13 protein-coding genes are annotated in these 10,381 nt (G+C 63.2%); 2 read left to right on the plus strand and 11 right to left on the minus strand.

All coding sequences use genetic code 11. The annotated features are described in order from the left end of the window. Nucleotides 1-386: 386 nt before the first annotated feature. Genes B2585_RS16430 through B2585_RS16445 form a run of 4 tightly spaced genes read right to left on the minus strand, consistent with a single transcriptional unit; the run spans nt 387 to nt 3,285 of the window. On the minus strand, nt 387-1,325 hold the full coding sequence (locus B2585_RS16430; protein WP_271689133.1) for a glutathione S-transferase family protein: 939 nt from the start codon (nt 1,323-1,325) through the stop codon (nt 387-389). Between the two features lie 10 nt (nt 1,326-1,335). After that, nucleotides 1,336-2,199, minus strand: coding sequence for a VOC family protein (locus tag B2585_RS16435; protein WP_292025018.1), 864 nt, complete (start codon nt 2,197-2,199; stop codon nt 1,336-1,338). 60 nt (nt 2,200-2,259) lie between these two features. Then, on the minus strand, nt 2,260-2,682 hold the full coding sequence (locus B2585_RS16440) for a DoxX family protein (protein WP_166125638.1): 423 nt from the start codon (nt 2,680-2,682) through the stop codon (nt 2,260-2,262). A gap of 27 nt (nt 2,683-2,709) precedes the next feature. Then, entirely contained in the window at nt 2,710-3,285 is a 576-nt protein-coding gene (locus B2585_RS16445) for an NADPH-dependent F420 reductase (RefSeq protein WP_166125636.1), read from the minus strand. A 131-nt stretch (nt 3,286-3,416) separates the two neighbouring features. Between B2585_RS16445 and B2585_RS16450 the strand changes: the two genes are divergently transcribed. Beyond that, nucleotides 3,417-4,307 (plus strand): LysR family transcriptional regulator, encoded by an 891-nt coding sequence (locus tag B2585_RS16450; RefSeq protein ID WP_166127946.1) that lies wholly within the window; start codon nt 3,417-3,419, stop codon nt 4,305-4,307. A 134-nt stretch (nt 4,308-4,441) separates the two neighbouring features. On the opposite strand, the gene B2585_RS16455 is transcribed toward B2585_RS16450, so the two are convergent. The 7 genes from B2585_RS16455 to B2585_RS16485 form a co-directional block, all read right to left on the minus strand. Further along, complete coding sequence (locus B2585_RS16455; RefSeq protein WP_292025019.1) at nt 4,442-5,074, minus strand: tyrosine-type recombinase/integrase; 633 nt, start codon at nt 5,072-5,074, stop codon at nt 4,442-4,444. Nucleotides 5,075-5,334: 260 nt separating this feature from the next. Further along, nucleotides 5,335-6,681, minus strand: coding sequence for a dihydrolipoyl dehydrogenase family protein (locus B2585_RS16460; RefSeq protein WP_292025020.1), 1,347 nt, complete (start codon nt 6,679-6,681; stop codon nt 5,335-5,337). A gap of 45 nt (nt 6,682-6,726) precedes the next feature. Beyond that, nucleotides 6,727-7,089 (minus strand): hypothetical protein, encoded by a 363-nt coding sequence (locus B2585_RS16465; protein WP_292025021.1) that lies wholly within the window; start codon nt 7,087-7,089, stop codon nt 6,727-6,729. 4 nt (nt 7,090-7,093) lie between these two features. Beyond that, nucleotides 7,094-8,506 (minus strand): mercury(II) reductase, encoded by a 1,413-nt coding sequence (gene merA, locus B2585_RS16470; RefSeq protein ID WP_292025022.1) that lies wholly within the window; start codon nt 8,504-8,506, stop codon nt 7,094-7,096. Between the two features lie 12 nt (nt 8,507-8,518). Then, nucleotides 8,519-8,746 carry a mercury resistance system transport protein MerF gene (merF, locus tag B2585_RS16475; protein ID WP_292025023.1) on the minus strand — a complete coding sequence of 76 codons (228 nt, stop codon included), beginning with the start codon at nt 8,744-8,746 and terminating at the stop codon, nt 8,519-8,521. Further along, nucleotides 8,743-9,039, minus strand: coding sequence for a heavy-metal-associated domain-containing protein (locus B2585_RS16480; RefSeq protein ID WP_292025024.1), 297 nt, complete (start codon nt 9,037-9,039; stop codon nt 8,743-8,745). Before B2585_RS16480 ends, merF begins: the two co-directional genes overlap by 4 nt. Before the next feature lie 14 nt (nt 9,040-9,053). After that, nucleotides 9,054-9,449, minus strand: a complete 396-nt coding sequence (locus B2585_RS16485) for a mercuric transporter MerT family protein (RefSeq protein WP_292025026.1) — start codon at nt 9,447-9,449, stop codon at nt 9,054-9,056. 76 nt (nt 9,450-9,525) lie between these two features. Here B2585_RS16485 and B2585_RS16490 point away from each other — a divergent pair, with 76 nt between their 5' ends. Next, complete coding sequence (locus tag B2585_RS16490; RefSeq protein WP_292025025.1) at nt 9,526-9,960, plus strand: MerR family transcriptional regulator; 435 nt, start codon at nt 9,526-9,528, stop codon at nt 9,958-9,960. Nucleotides 9,961-10,381 lie beyond the last annotated feature (421 nt).

The raw sequence follows: 10,381 nt of genomic DNA on the forward strand, positions 1-10,381 counted from the left end.
TCCGAAAAGGTGGGACCACTTCAGGTCATCTGTTAGACTCGTATGCGCTATTTGAAAGTTTGAACAAATATGATCCGAAAAGCGCCAGAGCGCACTATCCGACTTTGGTAATTCGCATGGGAGCGGAGAGCAACCTAACCGAATTGTCGTCATGTGTAGGGTCGCTCAGGTTCTCACGCCATACTAATAGCTGCGAAGGGCGGAGAGCTGACCTTTGCTGCAAGTGCGATACGGCGACGTCGGTGATCTAATAGCGGACATTCCTGGATTGCCGTCGCCGGTCTCATTGCGGCCTTCGCGATTCGAGTGATCAATGTCCGGCGCGGCGGAGCTGGCGCCCCCCCGCGCGCGCCAGGGGGCCTGATCCGGATGGCCGACCGAGGCCCTCAGCCCAGGGAACATTCCGGCCCGACAGGCACGATGCCGGTGGGGTTCAGCGCCTTGATCGAGTAGTAGCCGCGCTTGATGTGGTCAATGCTGACCGTATCGCGCACCCCGGGGATAGCGAGGATACGGGCCTGGTAGCGGCTTAGGGCAGGGTAGTCCGCGATGCGGCGCAGGTTACACTTGAAGAGGCCGTGATAAGCCACGTCGAAGCGCACCAGCGTCACGAAGAGTCGCACATCGGCCTCGGTGAAGCGACCTCCCAAAAGGAACCCGCGACCGTCGCCGAGGCGCTCCTCGAGTTCATCGAGCATTGCGAAAACCTCGCAGAATGCTTCCTCGTAGGCGACCTGCGTGGTGGCGAAGCCCGCGCGGTAAACGCCATTGTTCAAGCTCGGATAGATGCGGTCGTTGAGCGCCTCGATGTCCTCGCGGAGGTCCGCCGGATAGAGATCGATGCTATGGTCGGCCAGATCTCCGAAACCGGAGTTCAGCATCCGCAGAATGTCGGCGGACTCGTTGTTCACGATGGTCCCGCGCTTCTTGTCCCAGAGCACCGGCACCGTGGCCCGGCCCGAGATCGTCGGGTCGGCCCGGGTGTAGATTTCGTGCATGTAGGACGCGCCCTCGGCCTCGGTCGGATCGCCGAAGTGCCAGCCCTGGTCGGAGAGATCCGGTTCGACGACCGAGACCGAGATCACGTCCTCCAACCCCTTCAGCTTTCGGGCGATCAGCGTCCGCGACGCCCAGGGGCAGATCAGCGCGACATAGAGGTGGTAGCGGCCCGCCTCGGCCTTGAAGCCGCCCTCGCCGGTCGGCCCGGCGCTCCCGTCAGGCGTCACCCAGTGGCGGAAGCTGGAGGTCTGGCGGACGAAGCCACCCTTGTCGTCCTTGGCCTGGACCGGCTGCCAGTCGGCAACCCATTTCCCGTCTCGAAGCATGATCGTCTCCTTAATTCTTGAGCGTGATTGCGGTGCCCCAGGGATCGCGAACGGTCAGGCCGTTGGCATTCTTGATGCTTTCAAGCCCGGCGCTTTCAACCCGGCCAGCGATGGAGGCAATGTCCGCCGCATCACGGACAACAATCTCGATGGCATCGAGACCTGCCATACCCTCGGGGCGTTTGCTGGCCCGGCGGCTGTTCCAGATATTGCCGGCAAGCTGGTGGTGGTAGCCGCCGCTGCCGTAGAAGCTGGCCCCAGGATAGCGCGCCGCGATATCGAGGCCGAGCACGTCGCGGTAGAAGCGGTCGGCTTCGCCCGTGTCGCCCACCTGAAGGTGGACATGGCCGATGCTGCCGTTCTCGGGGAAACCCGACCATTCGGTGCCTGCGGCGCTTTGCAGCAGACCCTGGAGATCCAGCGGGTCGGTGCTCATCCGGATCTCGCCGCCCTCGCCGTGCCAGGCCGAGACCGGGCGGTCCGTATAGACCTCGATGCCGTTGCCCTCGGGATCGGCGAGATAGAGCGCCTCGCTGACGATATGATCCGAGGCACCGTGAAGCGGCACACCCGCCTCGGCGATGTGAGCGACCCAGCGGGCCAGGTCGGATCGGGTCGGCATCAGGAAGGCGGTATGAAAGAGCCCGGCCTGCCGCGGGTCGAGTGGGGAAAGGCCTGGGTCGCCCTGAAGCTCCAGAAACGGCGTGTCGCCGGTGCCGAGGGTGACGCGATGCTCGCTGGTCGCGACCGGGCTGAGCCCCAGCGCCATCTGGTAGAAAGTGGAGACCGCATCGAGGTCCCGCACCTTGAGCCGGACCGCCCCGATACGCATCGGCGCGGTCGTCATGCCGAAGAAGTGGTCGACGGTGGTCATTGCAGGTCTCCTTGTGAAAGAGTGCGGCCGCGGGAGATGACCCGCGGCCAGCAAGGGAGGTCAGGCGAACTGGCCGAGGCGTTGGTCGAGCTGCGGCACGCGCAGCGCGAAGGCTCCGCGTCCCAGGACGGCGACGACGCCTTGCACCACCGCCCAGAACAGCGGGTATTCCCAGCCGCCGCCTTCGTTCGAGAAGCTCCAGCCGAAACCGGAATGCGCCCATGTCGCGCCCAGGAGGACGGGGATCAGCGCGATCGAGACGAGGCGTGTGCCGAGACCGAGGATCAGGGCGATACCGCCCGCCAGCTCTGCGAAGATCGTGAAGTAGGCGAGCACGCCGGGCAGGCCGAGGCCTTCGAAGAAGGCGACGGTGCCGGGGATGGTAAAGGCGCTCACCTTCATCCAGCCATGGGCGAGGAACAGGACGCCGGTCGAGATGCGAAGGGCGGCGGCGGCGTAGTCGGTATGGGTCTGCGTGGTCATGTCAGATGCTCCGTGGGGTTGGGGATGTCAGGAAAACTGCCAGCGCGGCGCGATCCCGGTGCCGTGACCGAAGACGTAGCCGAACTGGATGTTGAGGAAGCCGATGGGCTCGAGGTAGCGGGCGTTGGCGAGCGGGCCGGCATCGACCGGCTCGAGGCCGATCTCGGCGGCCAGCGCCTTGACCGTCTCGCGCGCGGCCTCGTCATCGCCAGCGACGAAGGTCTGGATGGGCTGGCCATTGACCTTGAGGCCCGTGCCGTAGTGCTGGGCGAAGACCGTGTTGAACGCCTTCACCACCGTCGCGCCGGACAGCCTGGAGGCGATCTCTTCGGCCGCCGAGGTCTTGTGCCCGACTTGAAGGCCGGAGAAGTCCTCGGTCACCGGGTTCGAGACGTCGATGACGGTCTTGCCGCTGAAGTCGGCCTTGCCGGCAAGATCCGCGATGGCCCCGTAGGGCGTGGCGACGACTACCACCTCCGCCTTGGCGACGGCGGTAGAGAGATCGTCGTTGCGGCCGATGGTTGTCACCTCGTGGCCGGCCTCGCCCAGAATCCGCGAGAGCCCTGAGCCGACATTTCCGTTGCCGATAACTGCGATACGCATGGCATTCTCCTTCGCTTTGCCGCCCTGCGGCGGCCTGTTGATCACTAAAGCGAAAGTAAGGCTTTCCCATATTCCATAAAATGACGATGTTATGGAATGACTATCGCGAATTTATTCTCAAAAGGGCGCTCATGGATATTGTCGACGAACTCAAGGCTTTCGTGGCCACCGCACGGACCGGCTCCTTCACCGCAGGGGCCGAGCAACTGGGGGTCTCGAACCGCCTGACCTCGAAATACGTGGCCGAACTGGAGGCGCGCCTCGGCGCGCGGCTGCTCCAGAGAACGACCCGGAAGGTGGGGCTGACGCCAGCCGGTGAGGATCTCCTCGCGCGGGCGCCAGCCGTCCTCGATGAGCTCGATGCTCTGCTGGGGTCTGTGTCAGAGGGGTCGCGCGGCCTGAGCGGGATCATCCGGGTCTCGGCGCCTGTGACCTTCGGCGAAGTCTACGTGGCCGGCATGTTGGCCCGGTTCGCCGAAGCGCACCCGGATCTGACTTTCGACCTCAGGTTGGACGATCGCTACGTCGACTTGGCCGCCGACGGCATCGATCTGGCGTTCCGGATGGGTGTGTCGGAGACGCTGTCACTCAAGACGCGCAAGCTCGGCACGTTTCACAGCTCACTGGTTGCGCATCCAAACTACGTGAATGAGCACGGGGCACCGAGAACACCGGATGATCTCTCTCAGCACGCCTGCATTGTCGATACCAACCGGCGCCAACCGCATCGGTGGACGTTTAGCAAGGACGGCACCGCGATCGTCGCCCAAGTGCGGGGCCGGTTCCATGTCAACTCGGCCCGGGCGGCAATCGAGTTGGCCTCGGCCGGCATGGGGATCGCCTATGCGCCGCGGTTCGCGACCGCCGACATGCTGGACACTGGCCGCCTCGTTCCATTGCTCGAGGATTTCGACATGGATGGGGGACCGGTTACCGTCGTTTATCTCGAAGGTCGGACCTTACCTCGAAAGATACGAACCCTCATCGACTTCGCTGCTGAGGATGTTCACGCCATGTCTTGACGAGACATGAGAGGCAATCCTGGTCGGGTCAACAGCACCGACATGAATGGCACCTTCGGGTAAGTTGCGACGCAGCGAAAACCTCCCTGACGAAGGTCTGGTCTGGGCCCGTTCCATGAAGACGGCCCGTAGTCTCAGATTTCAATGGCTTCGGCGATAGCAAGTGCGTCTTCAAGCTCGACGCCCAAATATCTTACCGTGCTATCCATCTTGGTATGGCCCAGCAAGAGTTGAACTGCGCGCAGGTTGCCGGTCTTCTTGTAGATCTGGGTGACTTTGGTGCGGCGCATAGAATGGGTGCCGTATGCGCTCGCCTCCAGCCCGATCGAGATCACCCAATTCCTGACAATGCGTGCATATTGCCGGGTCGAGATATGAAGCCGTTCGTGGAAACGCCCAGGCCATAGATATTCTGATCCGATCATCGAGGGGTCTTGCATCCAATTTTGCAATGATGCTCGGGTGCCATCCGAAATTTCAAACTGCACTGGTTTTTGCGTCTTGCTTTGCAAGACCGAGGCACGTTCCTTGATCAGGCCGGAAGCCATGACATCTACGACCTTCAGTTTGACCAAATCACACCCGCGCAGCTTGCTATCGATAGCCAAGTTGAAGAGCGCCAAGTCGCGATGGTTCTCGGCCAGTTCAAGCCGAACCCTGATGGCCCAAACTTGCTTGGGTTTCAGAGGCCGCTTCTGGCCCACGATGCGTCCCTTGTTCCAAGCAGGGCGATGGGCGCGAATGGCAGGTAAGTTCGGTGTTTGCATGACTGATCCTCCGATCCGCCACGCCCTCCACATCGACAACCCGACGTTGACGGATCATCATAGCATGACTTACTGCGGCGCATCTGAGGTCCGCAGAGAGCCCAAACTGACCGCGTTGGTCGTAGGAGGCTTCGCAGTGGCAGCATGGGCGTGCTTGTCGTGATCGGGCCCGTAGCGGCCCTTCGCATATGAAGCCGGGAAGGTCTGGTTCCGGGGTGTTACTAACAAGTGGGAGCGCGCAACGGAACGCCGCTGCACTTTTAGAACATTGACCCGATGTCGGACGCCCCCGTCGGGTAGGCGGCGGGCATCGCTTTCACCTGCGCCGCCGTCAGCCCCAGCTTGATCGCCAGCGAGAAGACGTTGATCAGCTCGGCATACTCCGGGCCGAACATGTGGGCTCCGAGGATCTTGCCATCCTTGCCGGTGATGATCTTCGCACCGGCATGTGTTTCACCGATGCGCTTCTGCGAGAACCAGCCCGACGTGTCGGTGAAGCTCACCTCCACATCACCCAACTCTCGCGCCTCTTCCTCAAGCAGGCCGACCCGCGCCAGCTCGGGTATGGTGAACACCACGCTCGGCACTCCGGTGTAGTCGGGTTCAGTCCGCTTGTCCTTCAGCATGTTGGAGGCGGCGATCTTACCTTCGAAGACGGCGACCGGGGTCAGCGGCTTTCCTGGCGAGGCGGCAGCATCTCCGGCGGCATAGATGCGTGGGTTCGATGGAGATTGCAGCCAAGCCGCAACCTTCACGCCACCGTGCTCGGTTTCGATACCGGCAGCCGCAAGGTCAAGATGGTCGATGTCCGGCACCCTACCTGCACCGTGAACGACGAGATCGGCTTCGATGGAATGGTTCTGCCCGGCCTTGCGGTAGAGCACGCGGTGCGCCCCATCCGTATCCCCAATCCGCTCCATTTCGGCCTCAGCCATGATCTCAATCCCGGCTTCGCGGCTCCGTTCGAGCAACATCTCTACGAGGTCGGGGTCAAACATCTTCAACTGGCGTGCGCCGCGGTCGAGGATTGTCACCTCAGCTCCCGCCCGCGCAGCGATATGGGCGAATTCGAAGGAGATGTAGCCGCCACCGACAAAGACGATCCGGCGCGGCAGTTCGGCGAGGTTCAGGAAATCGGTGCTGTCGATCCGTCGCTCGGCACCGGAAAATTCCAGCGGCCTCGGCTTTGCGCCCGTAGCAATCAGTGCGCGGCGAAAGGCGATCTCGCCTTGGCCGTCGATCTCGATCCGGTCCTTGGCGGTGAAGCGCGCGCGACCATGTAGCGTTTTCACCCCGGCCTCTGTCAGCCCACTTTCCATGCTCTCGGGCACCGGGTCGGTGAAGCTCTCCTTGTGCTTCATCAGCGATGGCCAATCGATCTTGGTCTCTCCTGCGACGCCCTTGCCTTCGAGCAGCCGCACGGCCTCCACCGCCTCGGCGCCGGCGCGCAGCATCTTCTTCGGGTCGCAGCCACGGAGTGCGCAGGTGCCGCCATAAGGTAGCTCGTCGACGATGGCGACGGACCAACCCGCCTGGCTGCATTTTTTCGCGGCATTGATCCCGGCCATGCCGGCGCCGATGACGATCAGGTCGAGTGTCTCGGTCATATGTGCTCCTCGTTCATGCTTGTCAGTCTGGGGCCGCTCACGCGTTCAACGATAGCGACCCATCAATCGTTCACTCAGCCCCCAGATCGCCATAGTGCCTCCACCCGTCGCAATGCCGAGCCAACGCCAGCCGTCCTCTCCGAGCGGCACCAGCCCCGTGCCATGGCCCAGCACAGGGAGCGTCATCGTCAGCAGGAAGGGCCCGGTGTAGCGGCAATGGACCCGGCCACAACGCCGGGCATTGAACAGGCAGGCACTTCCCATCCACGCCAATGCAAGCAACCAGATCCCCATCTTGGGTCCATCTGGCAGTGGAATCGCCAGCACCATGGCACCTATCGGCAGCCACCAGGCGAGAGCGGCGTCGAGGGTCGAACCGAGGAGGTCGCGTTTCGATCTGCCGCTCATGCCTTCACCCTGCGCAGCAGCTGAGCGCTGCCACGTCCTTCTCGAAGGTCTGGGCCGCAAGCTTCAGCCCTTCCACCGTCGTGAGATAGGGCATGATGGTATCGCCCAACTCGTCGTAGGTGAGCTCGGCTTTCAGCGCCATCGCTGCGGTCTGGATGCTGTCTGCGCCCCCGGGGGCGAGGATCTGCGCCCCCAGCAGGCGTTTGCTTCCTGCCTCGGCCACCAGCTTGATCAGCCCGCGCGTGTCGCGGGCGGCAAGCGCGCGCGGAACGGCGTCGAGCGGCAGGACCGAGGTGAGGACCTCGCGCCCCGCGGCGCGGGCCTGTGCCTCGCTCAGTCCCACGCCCGCCACCTGCGGATCGGAAAACACGACCCAGGGCATCGTGCTGTTGTCGTAGCTGCGTGCCTCTCCCGCCACCGCGTTCCGGGCGGCGAGCTTGGCGCCGTAGGCTGCCATGTAAACGAACTGGTCACAGCCGATGACGTCGCCTGCGGCCCAGACACTGGGGTTGGAAGTGCGCATCTGCGCGTCCACCACGATGCCGCCGCGCGCGTCTGTCTCGATCCCGGCTGCGCCGAGGTTCAAGCCATCACTGTTCGGCACCCGCCCGGTGGCAAGCACCAGTCGCTCGGCGATGAAGTTCTCACCCACGTTGCCGCTCAGACGTAGGCCGTCGCCATCGCGCACCACGCTCTCGTAGCCGGCGACCCGCGCCAAGCGAATACCCTCGGAAGCGAGGTAGCCCTCCAGTGCTTCGGAGATCTCGGGTTCGGCCTCCGGCAACACGCCGCGGCGGCTGACCAGGGTCACCGCGACACCGGCACGGGCGAAGAGCTGCGCAAGCTCCACGCCGATATAGCCAGCACCGAGGACCAACATCGAGGCGGGCAGAACGGTGAGTTCCAGCGCCGACGTGCTGTCGAGGGCGCCGATATCCTCAATGCCGGGGATCGCGGGCACGTGGGGACGCGATCCGGTTGCGATAATGATTTTCGCTGCCGGGAACGCCACCCCGTCTACGGTGAGATTGCCTTGGTCGTCGAACAGGGCGCGACCTTCGATGTAGTCCACGTTCTCGTGCCGTGGCAGCACGTCGGCGTATTTTGCCGCGCGCAACTCCTCCACGAGCGCCTGCTTTTGCGCGACAGTCGCAGTCCAATCAGTCACGCTGGCTTCGGCACTGATGCCGTTGAACCGATTGGCGGCGCGGGCGTGGTGAAGGCCCTCCACGGCGCGGATCAGGGCCTTCGAGGGCACGCAGCCCACGTTCACGCAGGTCCCGCCAATCGTCCCATCGCCGATCAGCGCGACCCGTGCACCGGCTTCGGCGGCGGTAATGGCGGCGGAAAATCCGGCCGAACCAGCGCCGATCACAGCGAGATCGTAACCGCCCTTGGGAGTGCAGCAATCTTTCATATCATTCTCTCTTCAATTCGTGCGTTGGCGCCGCCAGAGCGCGAAAATGGTGATGCCGATGAACACTGCCAGCGCCGGCAGGAGCACGAAGTCGAGCCATCCCAGCAGGGCCGAAAGCCCGACCGCGCCCAGCAGGACCACAAGGACCGGGGTGAAGCAGCACAGCGCCACCAGGACGGTGCCGATCAGCCCGTATTTCAGCAAGCGGTCGTCCTTGGGGTGTTCCTGGCGCTCGCTCACGAGCCGTCTTCCGCGGCCAGTGTTGCGCCATAGCCCACGCCGGTGACGGCGGCGATAAGCCGGGCCGGGCCGGTCACGGCGTCATCATAGTGCAGGACGTAAACGCCATCCTCGGCCTCGCCCTCGAGGAAGTCCGCGATCTCTACAGTCTCGACGCGCTTGAGCGCCGTGGCGACGATATAGCTGCACGAGGGGCAGGTTAGACCAGTGACGTGCAGGCGGGTCTCGGCTTCGGCTGCAAAGATCGCGGTCGGCGAGATCCAGAGGATAGCAGCGAGTAACATTTGTCTCATGATGGGCTCCGATATCAGAAGGTTAGGATGCGCGGCGCGACATAGGGAAAGACCAAGGCCAGGAGCACCACGGCCAGCGCACCCCAAAGCAGTCCGCGCATCAGGCCGCGATCCACCGGGCGTGCGCAGACCCCGGTGCCACAGTCCTCGGCAGACACAGGTCGGTAAGCCTTCCAGAATCCATAGCCGAGCGCCGCCAAGGCGAAGGAAAGGGTTACCCACTTGTAGGCGTAGAGCGCTGTGAGTTGGCCGATGAAGACCCCGGTGACGCCAAGGCTAACCAGGACCAGCGGCAGGATGCAGCAAGAGGTCATCGCCAGCGCGCCGAGCACCCCGGCGCCAGTGGCTGTCCATCCGGTCCTGTCAGGCCTATCCTCCGTCTGAGGTTCTGCCCCGTTCGTCTCCACCATCATCTTGTCGCCCTGTTGTCGTTGGATAACTGACAAGATAGGGTCTGTAGTAGCTACAGGATCAAGGAGAAATCTCATGCCTGACGATCACGCCCTCGCGAGCGACCTGAAGCGTTCCGATCTCGCCAAGCTGACAGGCTGTAACCTCGAGACGATCCGCTACTACGAAAATATCGGCCTGATGCCTGATCCGCCGCGCACCGCGTCAGGTCATCGCCGCTACGGACCGGCGCATGTGGAGCGGCTGCACTTCGTGATGCGCGCACGGGATCTTGGCTTTACCATGGAAGAGATCCGCGGGCTGCTGTCTCTGGTCGATCGCGGCAGTCACACCTGCGCCGAGGTCGAGCGGATGGGGCGCCACCATCTCGAGGTAGTGCGCGACAAGATCCGCGACCTCAAGGCGATCGAGACCGTGCTCGCTCAGACAATCGCACGCTGCACCGGGTCCGACACACCAGATTGCCCCTTGCTCGACGTCCTTAGTGCGGGACAGACCAAGTCAGAGTAATCAGAAAGCTCGGTGGAATAGCTGTCATACACGCGAATTGCAGCGAATGGCCGTTGTCCGCCCGACATTCAGTGGTGATCGCAGACGTGGCGAATAGCGAGCACGTGCGGCGAACGGCAGAAAGGTCCCGCTCTGCCGACCTTCATCCTCCGATAATGCTGCGCCATCGACGAATGGCCGGTCTGGAGAAGCTGCGGTGCAGCATCGGCGTAGTATGTGGATGACGGCTTTGGGCCGAAAGCGGTCGTTAGCTGTGGTGTGGATCAACGGCAACGACTGCAATGACCGGGTTTCCAAGACGGGTAGGTGGATCGCAGACGTGCTCGGGAGCAAGCATGATGTTTTCGCGCGGAGCGGCGATAACTTTTGGGGGTGTCCGCAAACCGTGTTGGTCTGCTATGCGGACAAAGGGTGCATTCGC

Source organism: Maritimibacter sp. UBA3975 (assembly GCF_002384975.1).
In the GTDB taxonomy this organism is placed as follows: Bacteria; Pseudomonadota; Alphaproteobacteria; order Rhodobacterales; family Rhodobacteraceae; genus Maritimibacter.

Coding starts and splice junctions, on each gene's coding strand:
- B2585_RS16445 (WP_166125636.1), bottom strand. CDS start 3,285: ATGCGTATCGCAGTTATCGGCAACGGAAATGTCGGCTCAGGGCTCTCG.
- merA (WP_292025022.1), bottom strand. CDS start 8,506: ATGAAAGATTGCTGCACTCCCAAGGGCGGTTACGATCTCGCTGTGATC.
- B2585_RS16460 (WP_292025020.1), bottom strand. CDS start 6,681: ATGACCGAGACACTCGACCTGATCGTCATCGGCGCCGGCATGGCCGGG.
- B2585_RS16430 (WP_271689133.1), bottom strand. CDS start 1,325: ATGCTTCGAGACGGGAAATGGGTTGCCGACTGGCAGCCGGTCCAGGCC.
- B2585_RS16440 (WP_166125638.1), bottom strand. CDS start 2,682: ATGACCACGCAGACCCATACCGACTACGCCGCCGCCGCCCTTCGCATC.
- B2585_RS16490 (WP_292025025.1), top strand. CDS start 9,526: ATGCCTGACGATCACGCCCTCGCGAGCGACCTGAAGCGTTCCGATCTC.
- B2585_RS16455 (WP_292025019.1), bottom strand. CDS start 5,074: ATGCAAACACCGAACTTACCTGCCATTCGCGCCCATCGCCCTGCTTGG.
- B2585_RS16485 (WP_292025026.1), bottom strand. CDS start 9,449: ATGGTGGAGACGAACGGGGCAGAACCTCAGACGGAGGATAGGCCTGAC.
- B2585_RS16435 (WP_292025018.1), bottom strand. CDS start 2,199: ATGACCACCGTCGACCACTTCTTCGGCATGACGACCGCGCCGATGCGT.
- B2585_RS16450 (WP_166127946.1), top strand. CDS start 3,417: ATGGATATTGTCGACGAACTCAAGGCTTTCGTGGCCACCGCACGGACC.
- B2585_RS16480 (WP_292025024.1), bottom strand. CDS start 9,039: ATGAGACAAATGTTACTCGCTGCTATCCTCTGGATCTCGCCGACCGCG.
- B2585_RS16465 (WP_292025021.1), bottom strand. CDS start 7,089: ATGAGCGGCAGATCGAAACGCGACCTCCTCGGTTCGACCCTCGACGCC.